We start from the raw sequence: 25848 nt of genomic DNA, 5'->3' as shown, positions 1-25848 counted from the left end.
TCTCCTTTAGGCGACGGCTTCGGCGACGGGCGCGCCGGCACCGGAGGGGCCATTGTCTGCGGGGAAGGCGTCCTGCTCGGCGAACGGACCCTTCTTGATGGTCTTCAGGATCAGCCCGACCTCGACCACCGCCAGGGCGCCGTAGAGCAGGGTGAAGCCGACGATGCTGGCGATCAGCTGGGCGACGCTGAGGCTGGACGGGGCCAGGAAGGTGGGCAGCACCCCCTCCACGGCCCAGGGCTGACGCCCGACCTCGGCCAGCACCCAGCCCAGTTCGGTGGCGATCCAGGGCAGAGGGATGGCCAGCACCGCCAGGCGCAGGAACCACTTGGTGTTGTGCTTGCGCAGGGTGACCAGCACGAAGGCGGTGGCGAAGAGGGCGATCATCAGCAGGCCCGTGCCGGCCATGATGCGGAACGACCAGAACATCACCGGCACGTTGGGCACTGTGTCCCAGGCGGTCTTGGCGATCAGTTCCTTGGAGGCCGTGCGCGGGTCGGCGACGTGGCGCTTGAGCAGCAGGGCGTAGCCCAGGTCGCGGCGGTTCAGCTCGAACACGCTGCGGGCGGCCAGGTCCTGCGGATTGGCCTTCAGCTTCTCCAGCGCGTCGTAGGCGACGACGCCGCGCTCGATGCGGTCCTCGGCCGTGGCCACCAGTTCGAAGATGCCCTCGACCGGCTTGTCCAGGCTGCGGGTGGCGATCAGGCCCAGCACGTAGGGGATCTTCACCTCGGCGTGGGTCTTGCGGTCGGCGAGGCTGGGAATGCCGACGGCCGTCAGGCCGGCCGGCGCGGGCTCGGTCTCCCACATGGCCTCCAGGGCGGCCAGCTTCATCTTCTGGTTGTCGGTGAGGGCGTAGCCGCTCTCGTCGCCCAGGACGACGACCGACAGGGCCGAAGCCAGGCCGAAGGCGGCCGCGACGGTCATCGAGCGCTTGGCCACGCCCGTCCACCGGCCCTTCAGCAGATAGAAGGCCGAGACGCCGAGCACGAAGACGGCGGCGATGGTGTAGCCGGCGCTGACGGTGTGCACGAACTTGGCCTGGGCCACGGGGTTGAAGATCACCGCCTTGAAGTCGGTCACCTCCATCCGCATCGTGTCGGGATTGAAGGCCGCGCCGACCGGGTTCTGCATCCAGCCGTTGGCGATCAGGATCCACAGGGCCGACAGGTTGGTGCCCAGCGCCACCAGGAAGGTGACGAGCAGGTGGGTCACCGGCTTCAGCTTGTCCCAGCCGAAGAACATCAGGCCCACGAAGGTGGCTTCCAGGAAGAAGGCCATCAGGCCCTCGATGGCCAGCGGGGCGCCGAAGATGTCGCCCACATAGTGCGAGTAGTACGACCAGTTCATGCCGAACTGGAATTCCATGGTCAGGCCGGTGGCCACGCCCAGGACGAAGTTGATGCCGAACAGCGTGCCCCAGAACTTGGTGACCGTGCGCCAGATCGGGCGCTTGGTCATGACGTAGACCGCCTCCATGATGAACAGCATGAAGGACAGCCCCAGCGTCAGGGGCACGAAGAGGAAGTGGTACAGGGCCGTGAGGGCGAACTGCAGGCGGGATAAATCGACGACGGCGGGATCCATGCGTAGCTCCGGGGTCGGACGGCGATCGGTCGCGCCGGACGAGCATCTCGCCTTAGGCGTGTTTCCGATAGGGGTCTTTGATACGGATCAAGGCCTTTGAACGATGGAGCGCTAAAGCCTGTCCATGACCGCTCGCACCCCCGTCGAGACCGAGATTCTCACGCTCGCGCGCCCATGGCTGCGAAGCTTGAACAGGACGACCGCCGCCTTCGGACGGGCCGCGACGGCCTGGCGGCTGGCCGACGTTGTCGGCGCGGCCGGCTTCGCCGCCGGCTTGGCCTTCGGGATCGACGCCCTGACCCGCAGCCTGGCGGAGGCCCTGCCCTTCCTGGCGCTGGCCCTGGTCTCGGCCCTGGCGCGCGGCTTCCTGGCGGCCAGGGCCGCGCGCGCCGGCGCCGAGGCGGCCGCGCGGGCCAAGGCCCATGCCCGGCGTGAGGCCGCCGCTTCGCTGCTGGCGCCCGGCGCGCCGCGCGGCGGGGCCGCCGTCACGGCCGTGATGGACGGCGTCGAGGCGCTGGACGGCCACTTCTCGCGCTTTGCGCCCGCCCGCACCGCCTCGGCCGTGGCGCCGCTGCTGCTGATCGGCCTGACCGCCGTCGCCAGCCCGGTCTGCGCCGGTATCCAGCTCTTCACCCTGCTGCCGTTCATCGCCGCCATGGCCCTGGCCGGCATGGCGGCCGCCGACGCCTCGCGCCGGCAGTTCCTGGCCCTGGAGCGCCTGTCGACCCTGTTCCTCGACCGGGTGCGGGCCCTGCCGGTGGTGCTGGCCTTCCAGGCCGAAAACCGGGTGACGGCCGGCCTGGGCCAGGCCGCCCACGACCTGTCCAGGCGCACCCAGGCGGTGCTGCGCGTGGCGTTCTTCTCGTCGGCGGCGCTGGAGTTCTTCGCCGCCCTGTCGGTGGCCCTGGCGGCGGTCTACTGCGGCTTCAACCTGCTGCGCCTGCTGCCCTTCCCCGTTCCCGAGACGCTGGACCTCAAGCGGGCCTTCTTCGCCCTGGCCCTGGCGCCGGAAGTCTACGCCCCGATGCGCAGGCTGGCGGCCGCCTATCACGACCGCCAGGCCGCCGAGTCGGCCGCCCTGACCCTGGCCCGCCTGCCCGTCCTCGCCCCGGCCGCCGCGCCGCTGGAGTTGGCCTCCGCGCCCGAAATCCGTTTCGAGGGCGTGACCGTCGCCTATCCCGGCGGCGAGGCGGCGGTGTTCGACGGCTTGGATCTGGTCGCCCCGGCCGGAAAGATCACCGCCCTGCTCGGCCCCAGCGGTTGCGGCAAGACCACCCTGCTGAACCTGCTGACCGGCCTGGCCCCGCTGACCGCCGGCGAAGTGCGGGCAGGCGAGACGCGCCTGTCGGCCGCCGGATCCTTCGCCGCCGACCTGGCCTGGGCTGGGCAGTCGCCGCTGCTGCTGGCCGGCACGCTGGCCGACAACCTCGCCCTGGCGCGCCCCGACGCCTCGCGGGACGAGTTGGAAGCCGCCGCCCGGCGCGCCGGCCTTTCCGACCTGCTCGATCGCCGCGGCGGTCTCGACGCGCCCGTGGACGAGCGCGGCGGCGGCCTGTCGGGCGGTGAGCGCCGGCGCCTCGGCATCGCCCGCGCCCTGCTGAAACCCGCCCCTATCCTGTTGCTGGACGAGCCGACGGCCGACCTCGACGCCCAGGCCGAGGCGGCGATGATCGCCGCGATCCGTCACGCCGCCGCCGGCCGCACCACGCTGATCGCCACCCATTCCGAGGCCCTGGCGGCCGTCGCCGACAAGGTGGTGCGCCTGTGAGCAAGAGCCCGCTTTCCAAGCTCGTCGCCGAGCAGCGCCGCCGCCAGGCCGGTCCGCTGATCATCGCCGCCGTGGCCGCCGCCGTGGTCGGAGCCGCCTCGACCGCGCTGCTGGGCCTGTCGGGCTGGTTCATCACCGGCGCGGCCCTGGCCGGGGCCGCGGGCCTGGCGACCGCCCAGGCGTTCAACGTGCTGCTGCCCAGCGCCACGATCCGCCTGCTGGCCATACTGCGCACCGTGGCCCGCTACGGCGAGCGGCTGCAGGGCCATGCGGCGGCGCTGGACGCCCTGGCCGCCATCCGCCCGCGCCTGTTCGCCGCCCTGGCCGCCGCGCCGCCGCGCGAGGCCCTGGCCGTCTCGCGCGGCGAGGCCGCCGCCCGCCTGGTGCAGGACGTCGACGCGGTCGAGACCCGCTTCGTGCGCCTGTCCGCGCCCTGGGGCGCCGGCGCCGGCGTGGGCATGGCCATCGCCCTGGCGGCCCTGGCGGGCGTCTGGCCGGCGCTCGCCATCCTGACCGCCATCGCCGTGCACCTTGTCCTCGCCCGCGCCCTGACCCGCCGGCTCAGCGCGCCAGCCGGGGCGGCGATCCAGGCGGCCGCGGGCGAGCTGAAGGAGGCCCTGGCCGCCTTCGCCGCCGCCGCGCCGGAGCTGAAGGTCTACGGCGCGCAAGGACCCGCCCTCGACCGCATCGCCGCGCTCGGCGACCGCCTGGACGCCCTGAAAGTCCGCGCCGCACGGGCGCAGGGGATCCTGGGCCTGTCGGAAGGCGCGCTGACCGGCCTGGCCGTCGCCGTCGTGCTGGCCCTGGCCGCCCCGGCCTCGGCGCCGCTGGCGGCCCTCGCCGCCCTGGCCGCCGTCATGGCCATCGAAGCCGCCGCCCCGATCGCCCGCGCCTTCGAGCAGGACGGCGCGGCCGAGGCGGCCGGCCAGCGACTGGACGCCCTGCTGCGCCACGCGCCCTCCGACACCGCTTCGGCCAAGGCCGTCCGCCCCGCCCTGCGCCTGCAAGACCTGGACCTGCCCCCCGGTTCGCGCCTGGCCCTGACCGGCCCCACCGGCAGCGGCAAGACCACCCGGCTGGAACAACTGCTCGGCCTGCGCTCCGCACCGGCCGGCGCCTTCGCGCTGGACGGCGAGGACGGCGCGAACCTGTCGCCCGCCGCTCTTCGCCCCGCTTTCGCCTACGCGCCGCAGGACGCCGCCCTGCTGGCCGGCACGGTGCGCGAGAACCTGAAGCTGGCCGCGCCCGCCGCCACGGACGAAGCTTTGTGGGCCGCCCTCGACGACGCGGCCCTGGCCGACCGGGTCCGCGCCCTGCCCCAGGGGCTCGACACCTGGCTGGGCGAGGCCGGCGAGCGGCTGTCGGGCGGCGAGCGCCGGCGCCTGTCCCTGGCCCGCGCCCTGCTGCGCGACGCCCCCTGGCTGCTGCTGGACGAGCCGACCGAGGGCCTCGATGCGGCGACCGAGGCGCTGGTCGTCGCGCGGCTGGACGCCCGCCTGCGCGAAACCGGGCAGGGCCTGGTGCTTGTCAGCCACCGCCGGGCGCCGCTGGCGCTGTGCGAACGGTCGATGTCGGTCGAGACGGTGTCGCGGCCCGCCGGGTCGGCTATAAGCCGCCCCATGATCGAACCGGCGAAGCCTTGAGGCCCATGGCCGCTCCCCCGCGTGCTCCCGGCCCGCTGTACAGCGAGCTGCGCCCCGGCGTGTTCCTGGCCTCGGCGACGATGATCGCCGCCTGCGCCCTGCTCTACTTCGCCCTGCCCAGCCGCTACGCCGCGCCGGCGGCCTTCCTGCTGTTCGTGCCCTCGGTGCTGGTCAGCGCCGCCCTCGGCGGACTGGTGCCCGGCCTGATCTCGACGGTGCTGGCCTCGGCCATCGTCTGGTTCCTGACCTTCTCGCCGCACCCCGACCAGGCGACGGCGGTCTCCAGCATCGTGTTCCTGATGATCGGGGTGGGCATGTCGATCGGCGGCGGCTGGTTCCACGCCGCCCGTCACCGCACCGTGGCCATGACCAGCCACCTGCGCTCGATCCTCGACACCGTGCCCGACGCCGTGGTCGTCATCGATCCGCGCGGAATCATGACCTCGTTCAGCCCCGCGGCCGAGCGCCTGTTCGGATGGCGCGCCGCCGAGGTCGTCGGCAGGAACGTCAGCATGCTGATGCCCGAGCCGCACCAGAGCGCCCACGACGACTATCTCGAGCGCTACGCGACGACCGGCGAGAAGCGCGTGATCGGCATCGGCCGGGTCGTCACCGGCCTGCGCCGCGACGGCACGACCTTCCCCATGGAGCTGGCGGTGGGCGAGACCAAGGGCCCCATCCGCGCCTATACCGGCTTCATCCGCGACCTGACCGAGCGCCACGCCACCCAGGCCCGCCTGCAGGAGCTGCAGGGCGAGCTGGTCCACGTCTCGCGCCTGACCGCCATGGGCGAGATGGCCACCACACTGGCCCACGAGCTGAACCAGCCGCTGTCGGCCATCGCCAACCTGCTGACCGGCTCGCGCCGGCTGATGGATCGTGGCCGCCCCGAGGACCAGGCCAAGGTGCGCGACGCCATCGACCGCGCGTCGGACCAGGCGCTGCGCGCTGGCGACGTCATCCACCGCATGCGCGAGTTCGTGCGGCGCGGCGCCACCGAGCGCGACGTCGAGAGCCTGTCGGAACTGGTCGACGACGCCAGCGCCCTGGCCCTGATCGGCGTGCGCGAAGGCCAGGCCGAGGTCCGCGTCGCCCTGGACGGCGCCTGCGACGCGGTGTTCGCCGACCGGGTGCAGATCCAGCAGGTTCTGGTCAACCTGATCCGCAACGCCGTCGAGGCCATGGACGGCCGGGCCGTGCGACGCCTGACGGTCGCCAGCCGCCGGCTGGAGGACGGGACGGTCGAGGTGTCGGTGGCCGACACCGGCGCCGGGGTCGACGACGAGTTCCGCGAGCGGCTGTTCCAGCCGTTCATGACCACCAAGGCCGAGGGCATGGGCGTGGGCCTGTCGATCTCGCGCTCGATCATCGAAGCGCACGGCGGCCGCATCTGGGCCGACGCCAATCCCGGCGGCGGGACGGTGTTCCGCTTCACCCTGCCGCCCGGCCCCGCCCCAGCCCGGGCCAAACCCCGCACGCCTGAAGCCGACCAGGAGACGATTTGATGAGCGACGCCGTTGTGCACGTGGTCGACGACGATGCAGACGCCCGCGACTCGCTGGCCTTCCTGCTGGAGACGGCTGACTTCCGCGTGCGCACCTACGCCAGCGCCCTGGCCTTCCTGTCCGAACTGTCTGAGATCGAGCCCGGCTGCGTGATCACCGACGTGCGCATGCCCGGTATGACCGGCCAGGAACTGGTCCGCCGCCTGAAGGCCGAGGGCTCGTCCCTGCCCGTGGTGATGATCACCGGCCACGGCGACATCCCGATGGCCGTCGAGGCCATGCGCGACGGCGTGGTCGACTTCATCGAGAAGCCGTTCTCCGAGGCCCGGATCCTGGCCGCCCTCGAACGCGCCCTGGCCGCCGCGCCCCAGCCCGCGGTCAGCAACGATCAGGCCCAGGTGCTGGCGCGGATGGAGACCCTGTCCGAGCGCGAGCGCCAGGTGCTGGACGGCGTGGTCGCCGGCCATCCCAACAAGATCATCGCCCGCGACCTGGGCATCAGCCCGCGCACGGTCGAGATCTATCGCGCCAAGCTGATGAGCAAGATGCACGCCGACAATCTGGCGGCCCTGGTGCGGATGACGCTGTCGGTACGGAACTGAAGACCCCTCCCCCTTCCGGGGAGGGTCGAGGTTACGCCCCCACCGCCTTCTTCACCTGCAGGCTCAGGGCGTCGGTGATCAGCGGCTTGTGGGCCACGCCCGCCCACAGGGCGTCGGTGACGGTCAGGTCGACGGGTCCTTCGGCCAGAAGCACGGCCGGGGTGCGCACGCCCTTGCCGCGCAGCGAGGCCAGGGCCAGCAGGTCGACGTCCAGCACCAGGCAGTCGGCGGCGATCAGCTCGGCCAGCGGAACCTCCGCGACCTCTGCGAAGGCGCGCGGCCAGTAGCCCTCGGTCTCCAGGGCGAAGGCCAGGGCCTCGCGCAGGGCCTCGTCGGCCTCGACGATGATCACCAGCGGACGGGCGGGCGAAGGGGCGCACATGGCGCCAGTCAAGCCGGTGTCGGTCCAGCGCGCCTTGATCCGGCGCAAATCGAGCAGGTCGGCGATCATGCGATCGTCAGGGTCATCCAGACCGACGCCTTCTCGCCCGGCGCCAGCGCGACGATCCCGGTCTGGCCTTCGCCGAACCCGGGGCCGAACGGATCGGGACGGCTGGAGGTGGGCTCGACGCAGACGAAGTCGGCGCCCGGCGGCGAATAGACGTGAGCCCAGCGGCAGTTGTCCGAGGCCTCGATGATCGTCGAGGAGCCTTCCGGGGCCGACAGCACGGCCTTGCCGCCAAAGCCGGTCCAGCAGTTGTCGATCAGGCTGTCGGTCGCGGTCGGCGCGCCCACCGTCCAGTCGCGCATCCAGGGTCCCTGCTGGTGGACGGTCGGCAGGACGTCGGCGTCGACCATCCAGACGCCGTCGACGTCCATCTTCAGGGCCTCGCCGGGGCGGGCGGCGAAATAGGGATGCAGGCCCAGGCCCGCGGGCATCACTTCGGCTCCGGTGTTGGTCACCGACAGCTCGACGCGAAGGCCCTGGTCGGAAAGCACCAGGATCTGCTCGGCGCGATAGGCCCACGGCCAGTCGGACGGCGCATGGTCGTAGGTCAGGACCGCGCGGGTGTCGGACAGGCCCGTGACCGTCCAGGCCGCGCGCCAGCCCTGGCCGTGCAGCGGGTGCGGATGGCCGTCGAGGTTCGGGGCCAGAACGACCTCGCGCCCCTGGAAGGCGAAGCGGCCGCTGGGAATGCGGTTGCAGAACGGCACGAGGGGGAAGCAGCCGACGTTCAGGGCGTCGGTCGCGCCTTCCGGCGTCGGGCGCAGCACGTCGCGTCCGTCGAACACGAAGCGACCGATCGAACCGCCCACTTCGGGCAGCAGTTCGACGCGGGCGCGGGCGGTCGCCAGGACGGGGCGGGTCATGCGGAACTCCTGGTAGCGCTAACGCACGCTACGTCGCGCGTCGTATGCCAGCTTGGCCCAACCGGGGCAATGAACATGGCCGTCAGTAGCCGGCGTAGCGGCCCGGCTTGTGGTTGGCGATGATGACGATGCTGAGCGCCACCGCCGACAGGACCGACAGCAGCAGCTTGTCGAGGCTGACCACCATGAAGGCCGCCCCCACCACCAGCACGTCGGTGCCCATCTGCACCTTGCCGGCGCTGATCCCGCGCTTTTCCTGCAGCCAGAGGCCCAGCACGCCGATGCCGCCGACCGAGGCGCGGTGACGGGCCAGCGCCAGGATCCCCATGCCGATGATGGTGCCGCCGAACACCGCCGCGAAGATCGGGTCCACGCCCTTCAGCTTCAGCCAGTGCGGCAGGGCCAGGGTCAGTGTGGTCAGCGCCACGTTCACCGCCAGGGTCTTGAAGGCGAAGGTCCAGCCCAGCGCCCGCTGGGCGAAGACGTAGAACGGCAGGTTCAGGACGAAGAACACCACCCCCACCGGCCAGCCGCCGAGATAGGAGACGATCAGGGCGATCCCGGCGATGCCGCCGGTCACCAGGCCGGCGGTCTTCAGAAGGGTCAGGCCCACGGCGATGAAGCTAGTGCCGATCAGCAGCGCGTGAACGTCCTCGACGATCGTGTGGCGCGTGGCGGGCATGGGCGGGACGGAGGAGGCGGCGGCGGCGTTCAAGGGCGTCGAATCGTCGTCTGGAGGGATGGGAAACGGCCGCCCGTCCCGATCGCGTTCCCGCCCTGTCGCCCCTTTCGCCGCCGATCCTGGGCCGCGTGGAACGCTCTTGTCGTTCCGGACGCTTGATAGCGCCCGTGTCTGGCGTCATATATCATCTGAACGCGACGTCCCCCATGGGCGCCGCGCGAAATCCTCTACAACAATTCCGGAGCCGCCCCTATTCGCCGTCCCATGCAAGCGCCGCCCGTCAAGGATGGACCGCGTATCAACGATGAAATCCGCGTCCCCCGCGTGCTGCTGATCGACCAGAACGGCGAGAAGCAGGGCGAGATGCCGACCGCGTCCGCCATGGAGGCGGCCGAGGAAGCTGGGCTGGACCTGGTCGAAATCGTTCCGAACGCGAACCCGCCCGTCTGCAAGATTCTGGACTACGGCAAGTTCAAGTTCCAGGAGCAGAAGAAGAAGAACGAGGCCCGCAAGCGTCAGAAGGTGGTCGAGCTCAAGGAGATCAAGCTCCGCCCGAACATCGACAAGCACGACTACGACGTTAAGGCCAAGTCGATGTTCCGCTTCTTCGAGGAAGGCGACAAGGTGAAGGTCACCCTGCGCTTCCGCGGTCGCGAAATGGCGCACCCCGAACTCGGCATGAAGCTGCTGCAGCAGGTCAAGGCCGACTTCGACGAGGTCGCCAAGGTCGAGTACGAGCCTCGCATGGAAGGCCGCCAGATGATCATGATCCTGGCGCCCCGCTAAGCTTAGGCCCTATCTTCGAAGACGCCCCGGCCTCGCCGGGGCGTTTTTCGTTTCCGGTTTCCGTCGATGCCCCAGCAAGCCCCCCTCTCCCTGGATCCCGGCCTGACGCCCAAGGCTTGGCGCGAGGCCTTCGCCGCCAACGGCCGGCTGCACGTGCCGGGGATCCTGACCGCCGACTCGGCCGCGCGCCTGCACGCGGCCCTGACCATCGACACGCCCTGGAGCGGCGTGGTCGGCGTCGGGACCAAGCTGTGGAACCTGCCGCTGGACGGTCCGGGCGCCCTGTCGGCAGCCGACGACGCCGCGCTCGACCGGCAGGTGGCCGAAGAGACCCGCGCCGGCTTCGGCTTTCGATTCGACAATTTCCGGGTCAGCGACGAGGTCGAGGCCGGGCGCCGCGAAGGCCGGCTGCTGGAGGCGGCCTACGACCTGCTCAACGGCGAGGCCTTTCTGGACTTCGTGCGCGACCTGACGGGCGATCCCCGCCCCGAATACTGCGACTGCCAGGCGACGCGCTATCGCCCCGGCCACTTCCTGACCGAGCACGACGACCACGCCGATGGCAAGAACCGGCTCTACGCCTACGTCCTGAACCTGACGCCGCAGTGGCGCGGCGACTGGGGCGGCCTCCTGCTGTTCCTCGACGGCGACGGCCACGTGTCCGAGGGCTACACGCCAAGCTTCAACGCCCTGAACATCTTCCGCGTGCCGCAGAAGCACGCCGTCAGCTACGTCACGCCGCACGCGGCCGGGCCGCGCCTGTCGCTGACCGGCTGGATCCGCACGCGCGGTTAATCTCAGCCCGCCGCCCGCGCGGCCTTGGGCGGCGTCGGGTGGTGCCGCCGCCACACCCGGCGCAACTGGCGGGTGGAGGCGAAGCCAGCCCGCTCGGCGACGCTCTCCATGTCGAGCCGCGTCGCGGCCAGCATCTCGCTGGCGAGAGCCAGCCGCAGGCGGTTGACGTAGTCGGTCAGGCTCATGCCGGCATGGGCGTTGAACAGCCGCGACAGGTGGCGCGGACTGGCCGCCGCCAGATCGGCCAGCATCTCCAGGCTCCAGTCGCGGGCGGGCTCGGCGGCGATCGCGTCCTGCACGCGGTGGACGGCGGGATGGACATGGTTGCGCCCCTCCAGCCACGGCGACAGCTGCGGATCAGACGGTCCGCGCCGCAGATAGACCACCATGGCGCGGGCGATCGACACCGCAAGGGCTGGCCCGCGCAGCCGGGCGACCAGATGCAGCATCAGGTCCACGCCCGAGGTGATTCCGGCGCTGGTCAGCCGCTCGCCGTCCTCGACGAACAGGCGGTCCTCCAGCACCCGGGCGCTGGGCGCCAGGCGGGCCAGTTCGGCGGTGCAGACATGATGCGTAGTGCAGGCCTTGCCGGCCAGCAGCCCCGCCCGCGCGGCCAGCAGCGCGCCCGAGCATATGCAGGCCAGCGTCACGCCCGGCCGCACGACCCGCGCCAGCCAGGCGACGATGGCCGCCTCGTCTTCGACGTCGCGCGCGGTTGGCCCGGCGCCGCCCAGCACCTGGTCGACATTACCCGAGACGATGACCAGCGCCCCATCCGGCACGGCGTCGGGCAGCGGCCGGAGCCCGGCCAGCCCCAGGCCGATCGAACTGTCCATCGTCGCCCGGACGGCGAGGTAGGACACCGAGAACCCCGGCGCTCCCGGCTCCATCGCCGCCCGCCGCAGCACCTCCATGGGTCCGGCCACGTCGAGCAGCAGGGTGCGCGGCGGCAGGACCACATAGACGGGGATGACGGCGGACGACAGCTCGGTCATGCGGCGTCCAGCGCCTCCTCGACGGTGGCGATGCGCGCGAAGCGCTCGTGCAGAACGAGCTCTGTGCGGGCCTTGATCTCGTCGACGGTGAACACCCGGCCGTGGCGGTCGGTCATGTCGAAGGTCAATGTGGCCTCGGTGACGTAGTCGACGGCGAAGCCCAGGTCCGACGCGTGGCGGGTGGTGGTCTCGCAGCACTGCTCGGTGCGGATGCCGCTTACGATGACCCGGCCGATACGGTTCTGGATCAGCCAGACCAGCAGGCCGGTGCCGACCAGGGCGCTGTGGCTGGGCTTGTGGAAGGTGACGTCGGGCGTCAGCGACAGCCCCTCGACGGTGCGCACGTGGCCCGAGGCCAGACTGAAGATCCCCTCGGCCTCGACGTGCAGGATCTGCACGACCGGCAGGCCCCTGGCCCTGGCCCCGTCGATCAGGGCCTGCTGGCGCTCCAGGTAGGCGCCGGCGACCGCCGGGTCCCACGAGGCGCGCTGGCGAAAGGAATCCTGGGCGTCGACGACGATCAGGGCGGTGGCGGCGGACATCTTGCGTAGCTCCTTGGCGATGAAGATGCCGCAGGCTAGGCCTCGCACTCAAGGCGGATAAGCAAGCGGGCGGACGAAGAGCGGACAGAAAAGGACATCTCTTTGCTTCCGTCGTTCTCGCCACGAGGGCGGGAATGACGGGCGTATTGGGTGGCGGCGGCGGCCTCCCCGCCCCCAAACCCTCCGCACCCGGAAACTGAAATTTCAGTCGCTTTTCAGGACTATCGGGCGTAGAGGAGCCGCCTCGAAGGTTCCCGTCATGTCCATGCCCGCCGCTCCGGCCCCGGCGCCGCCCCTCACGCCGGCGCCCGTCCACAGTTCCCGCGCCCTCTACGTCCTGCTGCTGGTGGTGTTCATCAACCTGGTCGGTTTCGGCCTGGTGATCCCGCTGCTGCCCTTCTACGCCAAGGCGCTGAACGCCAGCGCCTGGCAGGTGACGGCGCTGTTCTCGGCCTATTCGCTGGGCCAGTTCCTGGCCGAGCCGTTCTGGGGACGCCTGTCAGACCGCATCGGCCGGCGGCCGGTGCTGATCGTCACCATCCTGGCCAACACCGCCTCCTATGTCGCCCTGGCCTTCGCCCCGACCATAGCGGCGGCCTTCGTCATCCGCTTCCTCAGCGGCGCGGCCAGCGGCAACATCTCGACGATCCAGGGCTACATGGCCGACGTCACCCCGCCCGAGAAGCGAGCCGCGCGCATGGGCCTGCTGGGCAGCGCCTTCGGCGCCGGCTTCGTGGTCGGCCCCGCCCTGGGCGGCCTGCTGGCCCATCCGGACGCCGGGCGACTGGGTTTCCAGCTGCCCCTGCTCGTCGCGGCCGGCCTGGCGGCGACGGCGGCGCTGGGCGTCTTCCTGTTCGTGGTCGAGAGCCGCGCGCCCCGCAAGGACGCTCCTCCGCCACCGCCGCGGCGCGAGGCGCTGAAGGCGGCTCTTGCCCATCCGGTGTTGTCGCGCGTGCTGATGGTCACCTTCGTCTCCACCGCCGCCTTCTCGGGCATGGAGGCGACCTTCGGCCTGTGGAGCCAGGCGCGATTCGACTGGACGCCGCAGCAGGTGGGCCTGTGCTTCGCCGTCATCGGCGTGGTCGCCTCGCTGGGCCAGGGCGTGCTGACCGGACGGCTGGCCCGCCGGTTCGGCGAGCCCAAGGTGCTGACCGCGGGCCTGTCGATCATCTGCCTGTCGATGGCCATGACCCCGTTCGTGCCCAGCGCCCGCTTCGTGCCGCTGTTCGTGGGCCTGACCGCCTTCGGCCAGTCGCTGGTCTTCCCCTGCATCGCCGCCCTGATCTCGCGCGCGACGCCGCCAGACCAACAGGGCGCTATGCTGGGCCTGAACATGGCCAGCGGCTCCCTGGCCCGGATGAGCGGCCCGATGATCGCCGGGCCGCTGTTCGGCCTGGCCACCGGCGCGCCCTACTGGGTGGGCGCCCTTCTGACCGTTCCGGCCGTGGTCCTGGCGGTGACCGTGGGCCGCCGGGCGAAGGCCGCTCCGTAGCCGCCTGTGGCTAAGAGTCCGTCGGGCCTTGCTTTTCACCCGGGGTTCCCGTATTCACCCCGCCTTTCCGGAACCGCCTGGCCAATTTGGCATGCCATGGCGGTTCGTCTCGCTATCCAGAGGACGGGGCCGTTAAACGCTCCGACGCGAAATGCCTAAGTTGAAGACGAAGTCGGGCGCCAAAAAGCGCTTCAAGATCACCGCCACGGGCAAGCTGAAGGCCGGCGTCGCCGGCAAGCGCCACCGCCTGATCGGCCACAACGGCAAGTACATCCGCCAAAACCGCGGCACGAAGGTGATGAGCGAGGCTGACGCCAAGATCATCCGCACGTACCTGCCCTACGGCCTGTAAGAGGAGCGCTGACACATGGCTCGCGTTAAACGTGGCGTCACCGCCCACGCCAAGCACAAGAAGGTTCTGGAGCAGGCCAAGGGCTTCTACGGCCGCCGCAAGAACACCATCCGTACGGCCAAGGCCGCGGTCGACAAGGCCGGCCAGTACGCCTACCGCGACCGCAAGGTGCGCAAGCGCGCCTTCCGTTCGCTGTGGATCCAGCGCATCAACGCCGGCGCCCGCACCGAAGGCTTGACCTACTCGCAATTCATCCACGGCCTGGACGTGGCGGGTATCGTGATCGACCGTAAGGTCCTGGCGGACATCGCCGGCAACGACGCCGTTGCGTTCAAGGCCATCGCCGACAAGGTTCGCGCGGCCCTGGCCTAAGGACCTTCCGGGCTTCATCGCTCGAACGATCCTGAAAAGCCCTCCGGCGCGAGCCGGAGGGCTTTTTGCTGCGCGCTCGTTGCCCCAGGCTCACGCAAGGGTTTCGCAAAGCTCGCGCACCACCTAGACAACTTGCGGCCGCCCTGTGAGTTGGCGATGGAGGACACGATGAGCATTCGGATGACGGCGACCGCCCTGGCGGCTTTCGGCCTGGCCGTGGTCGCGGCCTCGCCCGCCCCGGCCCAGACGGCGCCCACGTCCCAGGCCCAGCCCGAGACGCGCCCGTTTCCCCACAGCAACGGCCCCCTGTCGGGCATGGCGCTCTTCATCCCGGACGCCCAGGTGAGCGAGTTCCACAAGCCGTCGCACGAGGCGCCCAAGGTCTCGATCCTGCACAGGATCCGGGTCGGCGAGGTCGTGGCCCTGAAGGTGACCTTCATCGGCCCGCAGTTGGACGCCGCCAACGAGGTGGACGTGACCTACGACATCGATTTCGTCGGTCCCGACGGCAAGGTGCTGCGCAACGGCTCGCTGATGGGCCTGAAGGTCATCAAGGGCCGGGTCTCGGCGCCCGAGGCCGTGTTCGACAACACCGCCGTGGTGCCGAAGATCAGCTTCGACGCCCGCGACGCCAAGGGTCTCTACAAGGCCGTGGTCGTTCTGCACGACAACATCGCCAAGCGCGACCTGTCGATGACGGCCGAGATCACACTGCAATGAGCCAAAACCCCATCAACGCCAGTGACGAACGCGCTTCGTATCGCTAGACCGACACTCGTCATGACCGATCTCAACACCCTCGAATCCGACGTCCTGGCCCAGGTGGCCGGCGCGGCCGACCTTTCAGCGCTCGACGCCGTCCGCGTGGCCGCCGTCGGCAAGACCGGCTCGATCTCGGGCCTGCTCAAGACGCTGGGCGCGATGAGCCCCGACGAGCGCAAGGAACGCGGCGCGGCGATCAACGCCCTGCGCGATCGCGTGCAGTCGGCCATCACCGAGAAGAAGGCCGCCCTCGAGACGGCCGAACTCGATGCGCGCCTCGCCCGCGAGACCCTCGACCTCACCCTGCCCGGCCCCTATCGCCGCAAGGGCAGCGTCCACCCGACCATGCAGGTCATGGACGAGATGATCTCGATCTTCGCCGACATGGGCTTCGCCGTCGCCGAAGGTCCGGACATCGAGGACGACTTCCACAACTTCACGGCCCTGAACTTCCCCGAGAAGCACCCGGCCCGCGAGATGCACGACACCTTCTTCTTCGAGCCGAAGGAAACGGGCGAGCGCATGCTGCTGCGCACGCACACCAGCCCCGTGCAGGTGCGCACCATGGTCTCGCAGAAGCCGCCGATCCGCATCATCGCGCCGGGCCGCACCTATCGCTGCGACAGCGACGCCACCCACACGCCGATGTTCCACCAGGTCGAGGGCCTGGTGATCGACAAGGGCATCCACATGGGCCACCTGAAGTGGACCCTGGAAACCTTCATCGCCCGGTTCTTCGAGACCGACGCGGTGACGACGCAGTTCCGGCCGCACCACTTCCCGTTCACCGAGCCGTCGGCCGAGATGGACGTCCAGTGCGACCGCTCGGGCGGCGAGATCAAGATCGGCCAGGGCTCGAGCTGGCTCGAGATCCTGGGCTGCGGCATGGTCCATCCGAACGTGCTGCGCGCCTGCGGCATCGATCCGGACGAGTACCAGGGCTTCGCCTTCGGCATGGGCGTCGACCGCCTGGGCATGCTGAAGTACGGCATGCCGGACCTGCGCGACATGTTCTCGTCGGACAGCCGCTGGCTGGCCCACTACGGCTTCTCCGGCTTCGCCGCGCCGAACGCCGCCTCGGGGCTGTCGTGATGAACGCGCCCCGTCCGACCATCGACGGTTCGGCCAAGGTCTTCGAGAATCTGGAGATCTCGCTGATCGACCTGTTCCGCGCCCAGCTCCAGGGCGGCGTGAACATGGTCAGCGACCGCACCTTCAAGAACTGCCGCCTGCACGGGCCGGTGGTGATGCTGGCGCTCGAAGGCGTGACCTTCGACTCGACCAACTTCGGCTTCCACGGCGGAGACATCGCCAACCTCGTGCTGCGTCCCGCCGGTGAAAAGGTCATCGGCGCCCTGCCCTTCAAGGATTGCGCCTTCATCGGCTGCCAGTTCTTCGCGGTCGGCTTCACCGGCCCCGAGACCTTCCTGCAGCAGATCCTGGCGTTGGAAACCACGCAATGAAGTTCACCCTTTCCTGGCTCAAGGATCACCTCGACACCGACGCGACCGCCGCCGAGGTGGTCGCCGCCATGACCATGGCCGGCCTCGAGGTCGAGCACGTCACCGACCCGGCCGCCAAGCTGGCCGCCTTCAGCGTCGCCAAGATCGTCGAGGCCGTTCAGCACCCGAACGCCGACCGCCTGCGCGTCTGCCAGGTCGACACGATCGACGGCCGCAAGGAGATCGTCTGCGGCGCGCCCAACGCCCGCGTCGGCCTGACCACCGTCTACGCCCCGATCGGCGCCTACGTGCCGGGCCTGGGCGTCACCCTGGTCGAGAAGCCCGTGCGCGGCGTCGTCTCCAACGGCATGCTGTGCTCGGGCTCCGAACTGGAAGCCGACGACGGTTCCGAGGGCATCCTCGAACTGTCCGGCGACCTGGCCGTCGGGACCCCGGCCGCCATTGCGCTGGGCCTGGAAGCCGTCATCGACTTCGAGGTCACCCCCAACCGCCCCGACTGGCTGGGCGTCGCCGGCATCGCCCGCGACCTGGCCGCCGCGGGCGTGGGCAAGCTGAAGGACCAGTCGATCGCGCCGGTCGCCGGAACCTTCCCTTGCCCGATCACGGTCGAGGTGGACGGCGAGGCCTGCCCGGTGTTCGCCGGCCGCCTGATCAAGGGCGTCAGGAACGGCCCCTCGCCCCAGTGGCTGCAGGACCGCCTGAAGGCCATCGGCATCAATCCGAAGTCGGCGCTGGTCGACATCACCAACTTCATCTCCTACGACCGCGCCCGGCCGCTGCACGTCTATGACGCGGCCCTGCTGTCGGGGACCAAGATCGAGACGCGCCTGGGCCGTCACGGCGTCCATGGCGACGAGCATCTGATCGCGCTCGACGGCAAGACCTACGAACTGACCCCGGCCATGTGCGTCATCGCCGATGCGGGCGGCGAGCGCCCGATCGGCCTGGGCGGCGTCATGGGCGGCGAGAGCACCGGCTGCTCGGAAGCCACTGTCGACGTCTTCGTCGAGAGCGCCTGGTTCGAGCCGATCCGCATCGCCCAGACCGGCCGCGACACGGGCATCAACAGCGACGCCCAGTACCGCTTCGCCCGCACGGTCGACACCGGTTCAGTCGTGCCGGGCCTGGAGTTGGCCACCAAGCTGATCCTGGAGCTGTGCGGCGGCGAGGCCTCGGAGATCGTGGTCGCCGGCCAAGCCCCGGCCGCGCCGGGCCCGATCCTGTTCGACCCGGCCTACGTGCAGGGCCTGTCGGGCCTGGACATCGCGCCGGAGAAGAGCCTTTCGATCCTCCAGGCCCTGGGCTTCAAGATCGAGCCGCCCAAGGACGTGCCGGTCGCCGAGTTCGCCACCCATGCCGAGAGCGTGGTCTGCGTGACCCCGCCGACCTTCCGTCGCGACGTGCACGGCAAGGCCGACCTGGTGGAGGAAGTGGCCCGCATCGCCGGCTTCGGCGCCCTGCCGTCGACGCCCCTGCCCGAGGTTCCGCGCGCCGTCGGCGGCGTGCTGACCGCCCGTCAGGCCCGCGCCCGCACCGCCCGTCGCGCCCTGGCCGCGGCCGGCTACGCCGAAGCCGTGACCTGGAGCTTCACCAGCCGCGCGACCGCCCAACTGTTCGGCGGCGGCGCGGCGCAGCTGGTGCTGGCCAATCCGATCGCCTCGGAACTGGACTGCATGCGCCCCTCGGTGCTGCCCAACCTGATCGAGGCGGCCGGCCGCAACGCCCGCCACGGCTTCGCCGACGTCGCCCTGTTCGAGGTCGGCCCGGTGTTCCTGGGCGACGGTCCCAAGGACCAGCGCACGGTGGTGGCCGGCATCCTGGCGCCGCGCCCGCCGCGCGCCTGGGACAAGCGCCCGGCCGATGACGTGTTCACGCTCAAGGCCGACCTGCTGAACCTGCTGGAGGAGATCGGCGCGCCGGTCGCCTCGCTGCAGACCGCGCAAGGCTCGGCCTCGTCGTGGTGGCACCCGGGCCGCTCGGCCCGCCTGCAGCTGGGTCCCAAGGCCGTCGTCGCCGAGTTCGGCGAGCTGCACCCGGCCGTGCTGAAGGCGCTGGACGTGGCTGGCCCGGTCTACGGCTTCGAGATCGTCCTGGAGGCGATCCCCGAGCCGAAGAAGAAGGCGGTCAAGACCAAGGCGGCGTTCACGCCGTCGGCCCTGATGCCGCTGACCCGCGACTTCGCCTTCGTCGCCGACAAGGCCAAGGCGGCCGGCGACCTGGTCAAGGCCGCGGCCGGCGCCGACAAGGCGCTGATCGCCTCGGCCCGCGTCTTCGACGTCTACGAGGGCCCCGGCGTGCCGGAAGGCTTCAAGTCGGTGGCCATCGAGGTGCTGGTCCAGCCGCGCGAGGCCACGCTGACCGACGCCGAGATCGAGGCCCTGTCGGCCAAGGTCGTCGCCGCGGTCGAGAAGGCGGGCGGCAAGCTGCGGGCTTGAGCTTGATCCTTCCGGAGCGTGGCAGCCGAAAGTGGATACCGGTTTCGGCGCCCGCCACGCTCTTGAGTAAAAGAGCCTGAACGCCATGTGAGGGGCGAAGGTGATGCTGCGCTGCATCCACCTTCGCCCCTTTCGCGTTTCAGGCCCCATGAGCGACGATCTCTTCAGCCACAACCCCGCCAAGAGCCGCTACGAGCTGGAGGTCGACGGCCTGATCGCCTTCGCCGACTACCAGCGCAGCGGCCATCGTCTGGTCATCCCGCACGTGGAGGCCGATCCGGCCCTGCGCGGCACCGGCGCGGCCGGCCGCCTGATGACCAAGGTCGCAGAGGTGGCCCGGGCCGAGGGCATGCGGATCACCCCGCTGTGCTCCTACGCCGCCGCCTGGCTGCGGCGTAACGATCCCGAACTGATCGCCTGAGCGGTCTCGCCAGGCGGATAGTTTCGGATCGCCGTCCAAACTGGCGCCTCGTGAACGTTTGCAACGCAGCAAAGCCTTGTCGAGCGTGCGGCTACTCGTGCTAGAACTTTCGTGACGGTCCAGCGCGCCCTGCCGGGAGCCTGCGCGACCGCGAGCGAAGGCTTGGATTTTCATGGTTGATATCAAGACGGTCGGCGTGATCGGCGCTGGCCAGATGGGTTCGGGCATCGCCCATGTCTGCGCGTTGGGCGGCTACGACGTGCGCCTGCACGATGTCTCGCGCGAGCGCATCGACGCCGGCATCGCGCTGATCGGCAAGAACCTCGCCCGCCAGGTGAGCCGCAACATCATCGACCAGGCCGCGGCCGACGCCGCCCTGGCCCGCATCAGCGCCGCCGAGAACGTCGAGGCCATCGGCCAGACCGATCTGGCCATCGAGGCGGCCACCGAGAACGAAGAGGTCAAGAAGGCCATCTTCCGCAGCCTGCAGCCGCACCTGAAGCCCGACACGCTGCTGGCCTCCAACACCTCGTCGATCTCGATCACGCGCCTGGCCAGCACCACCGACCGCCCCGAGCGCTTCATCGGCCTGCATTTCATGAATCCCGTGCCGCTGATGAAGCTGGTCGAGATCATCCGTGGCATCGCCACCGACGTGCCGACCTACGAGACGGCCGTGGCCTTCGCCAAGTCGCTGGGCAAGATCACCAGCAACGCCGAGGACTTCCCCGCCTTCATCGTCAACCGCGTGCTGGTGCCGATGATCAACGAGGCGATCTACACGCTGTACGAGGGCGTCGGCACCGTCGAGGCCATCGACACCGCCATGAAGCTGGGCGCCAACCATCCGATGGGCCCGCTGGAACTGGGCGACTTCATCGGCCTGGACACCGTGCTCAGCATCATGAACGTGCTGTACGAAGGCCTGGCCGACAGCAAGTACCGCCCCTGCCCGCTGCTGGTGAAGTACGTCGAGGCGGGGTGGCTCGGCAAGAAGACCGGCCGCGGCTTCTACGACTACCGCGGCGAGGTCCCGGTCCCGACGCGCTGAAGCGTCCCCGCTGAAACAAGAAGCCCGCCGCGAGCATCTCGCGGCGGGCTTTTTTTCGTGACCATGAACGGGAGGGTCACCCCGCGCCGAGCGCCACGGCCGTGTGGTAGACGACGAAGGCCGCCAGATAGGCCAAGCCGACCATGTAGACGAACATCACCGTCGGCCAGATCCAGCTGTTGGTCTCGCGCTTGACCACGCCCAGGGTGGGCATGCACTGCGGCGCGAAGACGTACCAGGCCAGGAACGCCAGGGCGGTGGCCAGCGACCACTGCTGCGACAGCAGGCTGCTCAGCGCGTCGTGCGAGTCGGCGTCGCCGCCGACGGCGTAGACGGTGCCCAGCACGGCCACGGCCACTTCGCGGGCGGCCATGCCCGGGATCAGGGCCACGGTCATCTGCCAGTTGAAGCCGATCGGCTCCATCACCGGCGCGATGAACTTACCCAGGCGGCCGGCGATGCTGTAGTCGATGGCCGGGCCCGTCGCGCCTTCCGGCGGATAGGGGAAGGTCGACAGCACCCACACCAGCACCATCAGCGGCAGGATGATGCGGCCCGCGCGGCTCATGAAGATCCGGGCGCGGGTCAGGAGGTTCAGCAGCACGTTGCGCGGCTCGGGCCAGCGGTAGGTCGGCAGCTCCATCATCAGCGGCTCGGCCGCGCCGCGCCAGAAGATGCGGCGGATGACGAACGACACCAGCAGGCCGAAGATGATCCCCGAGGCGTACAGCCCGAACATCACCAGCCCCTGCAGCGACAGCACGCCCCAGACCTTGGTGTGGGGGATGAAGGCGCCGATGATCAGCGTGTAGACCGGCACCCGCGCCGAGCAGGTCATCAGCGGCGCGATCAGGATCGTGGTCAGGCGGTCGCGCTTGTTGTCGATCACCCGCGTCGACATGATCCCGGGGATGGCGCAGGCGTGGCTCGACAGCAGCGGGATGAACGCCCGTCCGTGCAGGCCCGCCACGCCCATAAGCTTGTCCAGCAGGAAGGCCGCGCGGGTCATGTAGCCGCTGTCTTCAAGGATCAGGATGAAGAAGAACAGCACCAGGATCTGCGGCAGGAACACCAGCACGCTGCCCACGCCCGCGATCAGGCCGTCGGCGATGAAGCTGGCCAGCAGGCCCTCGGGCAGGTGCTCGGACACCAGGCCCGCCAGCGCCGCGAAGCCGGCGTCGATGGCGTCGGCCGGCACGGTGGCCCAGGTGAACACCGACTGGAACACGGTGAACATCAGCGCCGTCAGAATCAGCAGGCCGGCGACCGGATGCAGCAGCACCGCGTCGATTCTGGCGGTGACGGTGTCGGGACGCTCGGGCGGGCGCACGCAGTCGCGATAGATGCGCTGGGCCTGGGCATGGGCGGCGCGGATCTCGCCCGCGCTCGGCTCGCGCCAGGTGTTGTCAGCGGCGTTGGAGTGGGTCAGCGTCAGGGTGTTGACCTGGGTCAGCAGCTCGTCCAGGCCCCGCTTGCGGGTCGCCACCGTCGTGACGATCGGCGCGCCGATCTCGCGCGACAGCTGCTCGAGATCGATGCGCAGGCCCTGGCGCTGGGCGATGTCGAACATGTTGAGGGCCAGCACGAACGGCCGTCCCACCTGCTTCAGCTCCAGGACGAGGCGCAGCACCAGGCGCAGGTTGGTGGCGTCGGCCACGCAGACCAGCACGTCGGGCGCGGTCTCGCCCGACAGGCGGCCCAGCACCGCGTCGCGGGTGACGATCTCGTCGGGGCTGCGGGCGCGCAGGGAATAGGTGCCCGGCAGGTCGAGGACGCGGATCGTCCGGCCGCCCGGCGTGACCAGCTGGCCTTCCTTGCGCTCGACGGTGACGCCGGCGTAGTTGGCGACCTTCTGGCGGGCCCCGGTCAGGGCGTTGAACAGCGCGGTCTTGCCGGAATTCGGATTGCCGACCAGCGCGACGCGCGCGGGCCGGATAGCGGTGTCGGTCAAAGCGTCTATCCGTCGAACTGAACGGTCACGGCGCGCGCCTCGCGGCGGCGCAGGGCCACGCGGGTGTCGTCCACCCGCACGGCCATGGGATCACGGCCAAAGAGGCCTTCCTGCAGGATCTCGATGCGCGCGCCCTCGACGAAGCCCATCTCCAGCAGGCGGCGCTCCAGCTCCTCGGCGGCCACGGCCTCGGGCGCGCCGGTGTCGCCGCGCACCGCGACGATGACGCCCGTCTCGCCGCGCCCGGCCGAGCTCAGGGCGCGGGTCGGCGCCTCGGAAACCAGGGCGGCGTCGGCGGTGAGGACGGCGTCGGACATTCTTGGGCCTCGCGGCGAAAAGTTGCGAACGATTATCAGCCCCAACCGCCACTGTCGATGAAAGATGCCCCCTTCGAACGCTGGTCGCGGAAAAAATTAACAGGCATGGCGCGGCGTAATGGCCCAGCCGCGTTAATCTATTCGACTCAAGGCCGCTCCGGTTGCATTAATTTTTGCAAGCGATTCGTAGGGACCCGAAATGCGAAGGCTCAAGCTGGCTCTGCTGACCGGCGCCTATCTCTGCCTGGCTCTTATCGTCTCCCTGCTGCTGTGGCGCATGGGGGCGACCCCGGCTGTCGGCCTGTCAGCCTTCGTCGGGTCGCTGGGCCTGTGCTTCGCGTTCCACGGCATCGTCAGCGGCATGTTCGACAACGCCCAGCTGAAGCTGGACATCGAGACCGTGCGCGAGGCCCACGGCATCCTGGTCGAGCAGATCGAGAAGATCGACGCGCGCATGACCAGCCTGGTCGAAAGCGTCGCCGAGGACGCCGAGAAGCGCTCGGCCGAGCTGACCAGCGAGGTCCACCAGCTCGAAGACCTGATGCAGCGCATGAGCGAGCGCCTGGAAAGCCAGCTGACCCACCAGGTCGCGGCCGCCCGCCACGACGCCCGCGGCCGCGGCGCCGCCGCCCCGGTCAACGCCGTGCTGGAAGCCGTGCAGGACGCCCTGGCCGAGAACCGCGTCGACCTCTACCTGCAGCCGGTCGTCAGCCTGCCGCAGCGCCGCACCGTCTTCTACGAAAGCTTCTCGCGCCTGCGCGACGAGACCGGCCGCGTGATGATGCCGGCCGAGTACCTGGCCGTGGCCGAGCCCGAAGGCCTGATGACGGCCGTCGACAACCTGCTGCTGTTCCGCTGCGTGCAGATCGTCCGCCGCCTGGCCAAGCAGGACCGAAAGGTCGGCATCTTCTGCAACATCTCGCTGGCCAGCCTGTCGGACGAGACCTTCTTCCCGCAGTTCCTCGAGTTCCTGCAGGGCAACAAGGATCTGGCCGGCTCGCTGATCTTCGAACTGGGTCAGACCGCCTTCAACCAGCGCGGCCCGGTCGAGGCCCGACACATGGCCCGCCTGGCCAGCCTGGGCTTCCAGTTCAGCCTCGACAAGGTCGTGGACCTGGATCTCGACTTCCAGGACCTGGCGCGCGCCGACGTCAAGTTCGTCAAGGTCGGCGCCCAGCTGATCCTCGAACAGCTGGAAGAGCAGGACGGCAAGCTGGTGCTGAGCTCCCTGCCCGACCTGAACGCCGCCGACTTCGCCGCCCTGATGCGCCGCTACGGCGTCGAGGTGATCGCCGAGAAGGTCGAGAGCGAGCGCCAGATCGCCGAAATCCTCGATCTCGACATCGGCTATGGCCAGGGCCACCTGTTCGGCGAGCCCCGCGCCATCCGCGACGCCGTGCTGGCCGAGACCGATCCGCCGGCCGACTTCGTCCAGGCCCCGCTGCGCCGCCGCGCCGCCAACTGGTAGGCTCTTCGCCCCACCTCCGATCTCGACCGCCGCCGGGGCCCGGCTCCGGCGGCGGTTTGCGTTTGACCGCAAGCATCGGAATGACCAAGGCCAAGGACGGCGCGATCCTGTGGGCAGATCCGAAAGGAGCCCGACATGACCACTGCCTACACCACCGACGACGACCGCTGGGCCGCCATCGAGCGTCGCGATCGCGCCGCCGACGGCGCGTTCTTCTGCGGCGTGCGCACCACCGGCGTCTATTGCCGTCCCAGCTGCGCGGGCCGCCCCCTGCGCCGGAACGTCGCCTTCCACGACACCCGCGAGGCGGCCCGCGCCGCGGGCCTGCGCGCCTGCCTGCGCTGCCGGCCCGACGAGCCGATCGAGACGCTGCGGTACGGCCTCGGCGAGACGCCGCTGGGCCTGGCCCTGGCGGCGACGTCCGAAACGGGCCTGGCATTGCTGATCCTCGGCGACGACCAGGCGGCCATGGTCGAGGATCTCGCCGCCCGCTTCCCCCGCGCCCGGCTGGTCGAGGACGGCGCGAGCGTCGCCCCGGCCCTGGCCGCCCTGTCGTCGGCGATCGATGACGGCGGCCGCGCCAGCCTGCCCCTGGACGAGCGCGGCAGCGATCTGCAGCGCGCCGTCTGGAAGGCGTTGCGCGACATTCCCGCCGGAACCACCGCCTCCTACGCCCAGGTCGCGCGCGCCATCGGCCGCCCCGAGGCCGTACGGGCCGTGGCCCAGGCCTGCGGCGCCAACCCGGTGGCCGTGCTGACGCCCTGCCACCGCGTGGTGCGCTCGGACGGCGGCCTCTCGGGCTATCGCTGGGGCGTGGCGCGCAAGAAGGCCCTGCTCGACCGCGAGGCGGCGGCGTGAACCTGGACTGGGACCGCATCGCCGCCGAACTCGACGCCCGGGGCTGGGCCCTGACCGGCCCGGTGCTGACGCCGGAGACCTGCGCCCGGACGGCGGATCTCTACGCCCAGGAGACGCCGTTCCGCAGCCGGGTGGTCATGGCCCGCCACGGCTTCGGGCGCGGCGAGTACAAGTACTTCGCCTATCCCCTGCCCGAGGTCGTGCAGCGGCTTCGGGCGGGGCTCTATCCGCCTCTGGCCGCCATCGCCAACGACTGGATGGCGCGGCTGGACGAGACGCGCCGCTTTCCGGAGACGCTGGACGACATGCTGGAGCGCTGCCGCGCGGCTGGCCAGGCGCGCCCGACGCCGCTGCTGCTGACCTACGGCGCGGGCGACTACAACTGCCTGCACCAGGACCTCTACGGCGAGCACGTGTTTCCGCTGCAGGCGGCCTTCCTGCTCGACCAGCCGGGCCGCGACTTCGAGGGCGGCGAGTTCGTGATCGTCGAGCAGCGCCCCCGCCAGCAGTCGGCCGCCCAGGTCGTGCCCTTGGCCCAGGGCGAGGGGGTGATCTTCGCCGTGCGCGAACGGCCGGCGCAGGGAACACGCGGCGTGCATCGCCGCATCCTGCGCCACGGCGTCAGCGAGGTTCGAAGCGGAACGCGGCGGACGCTGGGCGTCATCTTCCACGACGCGACGTGACCACGAA

The 25848-nt window shown here is 70.4% G+C and carries 26 protein-coding genes; 18 read left to right on the top strand and 8 right to left on the bottom strand.

The annotated features are described in order from the left end of the window. Window positions 1–6 precede the first annotated feature (6 nt). Complete coding sequence (locus C1707_RS10850) at window positions 7–1587, bottom strand: cytochrome ubiquinol oxidase subunit I (RefSeq protein ID WP_101715771.1); 1581 nt, start codon at window positions 1585–1587, stop codon at window positions 7–9. Window positions 1588–1711: 124 nt separating this feature from the next. On the opposite strand from C1707_RS10850, the gene cydD reads away from it, so the two are divergent. Genes cydD through fixJ form a run of 4 tightly spaced genes read left to right on the top strand, consistent with a single transcriptional unit; the run spans window position 1712 to window position 7105 of the window. Further along, window positions 1712–3355, top strand: a complete 1644-nt coding sequence (gene cydD / locus C1707_RS10845; protein ID WP_123170742.1) for a thiol reductant ABC exporter subunit CydD — start codon at window positions 1712–1714, stop codon at window positions 3353–3355. Next, window positions 3352–4998, top strand: coding sequence for an amino acid ABC transporter ATP-binding/permease protein (locus C1707_RS10840; protein ID WP_101715122.1), 1647 nt, complete (start codon window positions 3352–3354; stop codon window positions 4996–4998). Before cydD ends, C1707_RS10840 begins: the two co-directional genes overlap by 4 nt. Before the next feature lie 5 nt (window positions 4999–5003). Next, on the top strand, window positions 5004–6503 hold the full coding sequence (locus C1707_RS10835) for a PAS domain-containing sensor histidine kinase (protein ID WP_101715121.1): 1500 nt from the start codon (window positions 5004–5006) through the stop codon (window positions 6501–6503). Continuing rightward, window positions 6503–7105, top strand: a complete 603-nt coding sequence (gene fixJ / locus C1707_RS10830; protein WP_101715120.1) for a response regulator FixJ — start codon at window positions 6503–6505, stop codon at window positions 7103–7105. Before C1707_RS10835 ends, fixJ begins: the two co-directional genes overlap by 1 nt. A 31-nt stretch (window positions 7106–7136) precedes the next feature. Here fixJ and C1707_RS10825 read toward each other — a convergent pair whose 3' ends face one another. The 3 genes from C1707_RS10825 to C1707_RS10815 all read right to left on the bottom strand — a co-directional run bounded on the left by C1707_RS10825 (window position 7137) and on the right by C1707_RS10815 (window position 9098). Next, complete coding sequence (locus C1707_RS10825) at window positions 7137–7556, bottom strand: hypothetical protein (RefSeq protein ID WP_101715119.1); 420 nt, start codon at window positions 7554–7556, stop codon at window positions 7137–7139. Further along, window positions 7553–8416, bottom strand: coding sequence for an aldose 1-epimerase (locus C1707_RS10820; protein ID WP_101715118.1), 864 nt, complete (start codon window positions 8414–8416; stop codon window positions 7553–7555). The genes C1707_RS10825 and C1707_RS10820 overlap by 4 nt, the downstream gene beginning before the upstream one ends. Before the next feature lie 82 nt (window positions 8417–8498). After that, on the bottom strand, window positions 8499–9098 hold the full coding sequence (locus tag C1707_RS10815) for a YitT family protein (protein WP_101715117.1): 600 nt from the start codon (window positions 9096–9098) through the stop codon (window positions 8499–8501). A 264-nt stretch (window positions 9099–9362) separates the two neighbouring features. Between C1707_RS10815 and infC the strand changes: the two genes are divergently transcribed. Both infC and C1707_RS10805 read left to right on the top strand, forming a co-directional pair. Beyond that, on the top strand, window positions 9363–9884 hold the full coding sequence (gene infC, locus C1707_RS10810) for a translation initiation factor IF-3 (protein ID WP_101715116.1): 522 nt from the start codon (window positions 9363–9365) through the stop codon (window positions 9882–9884). Window positions 9885–9950: 66 nt separating this feature from the next. Beyond that, a complete protein-coding gene (locus C1707_RS10805) occupies window positions 9951–10679 on the top strand; it encodes a 2OG-Fe(II) oxygenase (protein ID WP_101715115.1) in 729 nt (242 codons plus the stop codon). A 2-nt stretch (window positions 10680–10681) separates the two neighbouring features. Here the strand turns inward: C1707_RS10805 and C1707_RS10800 are convergent, their stop codons facing one another. Both C1707_RS10800 and C1707_RS10795 read right to left on the bottom strand, forming a co-directional pair. Next, window positions 10682–11674: a GlxA family transcriptional regulator gene (locus C1707_RS10800; protein ID WP_101715114.1), complete on the bottom strand. Its 993-nt coding sequence runs from the start codon at window positions 11672–11674 to the stop codon at window positions 10682–10684. Next, window positions 11671–12216: a cysteine hydrolase family protein gene (locus C1707_RS10795; protein ID WP_101715113.1), complete on the bottom strand. Its 546-nt coding sequence runs from the start codon at window positions 12214–12216 to the stop codon at window positions 11671–11673. Before C1707_RS10795 ends, C1707_RS10800 begins: the two co-directional genes overlap by 4 nt. 259 nt (window positions 12217–12475) lie before the next feature. Between C1707_RS10795 and C1707_RS10790 the strand changes: the two genes are divergently transcribed. The 9 genes from C1707_RS10790 to C1707_RS10750 all read left to right on the top strand — a co-directional run bounded on the left by C1707_RS10790 (window position 12476) and on the right by C1707_RS10750 (window position 20564). After that, window positions 12476–13708, top strand: a complete 1233-nt coding sequence (locus C1707_RS10790; RefSeq protein WP_420808258.1) for an MFS transporter — start codon at window positions 12476–12478, stop codon at window positions 13706–13708. Between the two features lie 151 nt (window positions 13709–13859). Next, window positions 13860–14060, top strand: a complete 201-nt coding sequence (gene rpmI, locus C1707_RS10785; protein WP_058347693.1) for a 50S ribosomal protein L35 — start codon at window positions 13860–13862, stop codon at window positions 14058–14060. A gap of 15 nt (window positions 14061–14075) precedes the next feature. Then, window positions 14076–14432, top strand: coding sequence for a 50S ribosomal protein L20 (rplT, locus tag C1707_RS10780; RefSeq protein WP_101715112.1), 357 nt, complete (start codon window positions 14076–14078; stop codon window positions 14430–14432). Window positions 14433–14600: 168 nt separating this feature from the next. Continuing rightward, window positions 14601–15152, top strand: a complete 552-nt coding sequence (locus C1707_RS10775) for a hypothetical protein (RefSeq protein ID WP_101715111.1) — start codon at window positions 14601–14603, stop codon at window positions 15150–15152. Window positions 15153–15212: 60 nt separating this feature from the next. Next, window positions 15213–16286 (top strand): phenylalanine--tRNA ligase subunit alpha, encoded by a 1074-nt coding sequence (pheS, locus tag C1707_RS10770; protein WP_101715110.1) that lies wholly within the window; start codon window positions 15213–15215, stop codon window positions 16284–16286. Continuing rightward, the gene (locus C1707_RS10765; RefSeq protein ID WP_101715109.1) at window positions 16286–16657 is read left to right on the top strand and encodes a hypothetical protein; all 372 of its coding nucleotides are present in this window, start codon (window positions 16286–16288) and stop codon (window positions 16655–16657) included. The genes pheS and C1707_RS10765 overlap by 1 nt, the downstream gene beginning before the upstream one ends. Further along, the gene (gene pheT / locus C1707_RS10760; RefSeq protein ID WP_101715108.1) at window positions 16654–19092 is read left to right on the top strand and encodes a phenylalanine--tRNA ligase subunit beta; all 2439 of its coding nucleotides are present in this window, start codon (window positions 16654–16656) and stop codon (window positions 19090–19092) included. The genes C1707_RS10765 and pheT overlap by 4 nt, the downstream gene beginning before the upstream one ends. A gap of 148 nt (window positions 19093–19240) precedes the next feature. Then, window positions 19241–19513 (top strand): GNAT family N-acetyltransferase, encoded by a 273-nt coding sequence (locus tag C1707_RS10755; protein WP_101715107.1) that lies wholly within the window; start codon window positions 19241–19243, stop codon window positions 19511–19513. Window positions 19514–19685: 172 nt separating this feature from the next. Then, a complete protein-coding gene (locus tag C1707_RS10750) occupies window positions 19686–20564 on the top strand; it encodes a 3-hydroxybutyryl-CoA dehydrogenase (RefSeq protein WP_101715106.1) in 879 nt (292 codons plus the stop codon). A gap of 76 nt (window positions 20565–20640) precedes the next feature. Here C1707_RS10750 and feoB read toward each other — a convergent pair whose 3' ends face one another. Both feoB and C1707_RS10740 read right to left on the bottom strand, forming a co-directional pair. Beyond that, on the bottom strand, window positions 20641–22524 hold the full coding sequence (feoB, locus tag C1707_RS10745) for a ferrous iron transporter B (RefSeq protein ID WP_164467487.1): 1884 nt from the start codon (window positions 22522–22524) through the stop codon (window positions 20641–20643). Further along, window positions 22521–22832, bottom strand: coding sequence for a FeoA family protein (locus C1707_RS10740; RefSeq protein ID WP_101715104.1), 312 nt, complete (start codon window positions 22830–22832; stop codon window positions 22521–22523). Before C1707_RS10740 ends, feoB begins: the two co-directional genes overlap by 4 nt. Window positions 22833–23031: 199 nt before the next feature. Between C1707_RS10740 and tipF the strand changes: the two genes are divergently transcribed. From tipF to C1707_RS10725, 3 genes are all read left to right on the top strand, one after another. Next, the gene (tipF, locus tag C1707_RS10735) at window positions 23032–24300 is read left to right on the top strand and encodes a flagella assembly cyclic-di-GMP phosphodiesterase TipF (RefSeq protein WP_101715103.1); all 1269 of its coding nucleotides are present in this window, start codon (window positions 23032–23034) and stop codon (window positions 24298–24300) included. A 135-nt stretch (window positions 24301–24435) separates the two neighbouring features. After that, a complete protein-coding gene (locus tag C1707_RS10730) occupies window positions 24436–25158 on the top strand; it encodes a methylated-DNA--[protein]-cysteine S-methyltransferase (protein ID WP_101715102.1) in 723 nt (240 codons plus the stop codon). Continuing rightward, the gene (locus C1707_RS10725) at window positions 25155–25841 is read left to right on the top strand and encodes a 2OG-Fe(II) oxygenase (protein ID WP_101715101.1); all 687 of its coding nucleotides are present in this window, start codon (window positions 25155–25157) and stop codon (window positions 25839–25841) included. The genes C1707_RS10730 and C1707_RS10725 overlap by 4 nt, the downstream gene beginning before the upstream one ends. The last annotated feature ends 7 nt before the right edge of the window (window positions 25842–25848 follow it).

Origin of the sequence: Caulobacter flavus (assembly GCF_003722335.1) — a bacterium.
GTDB classification, from domain to species: Bacteria; Pseudomonadota; Alphaproteobacteria; order Caulobacterales; family Caulobacteraceae; genus Caulobacter; species Caulobacter flavus.
This window is presented reverse-complemented; position numbering and strand designations above follow the sequence as displayed.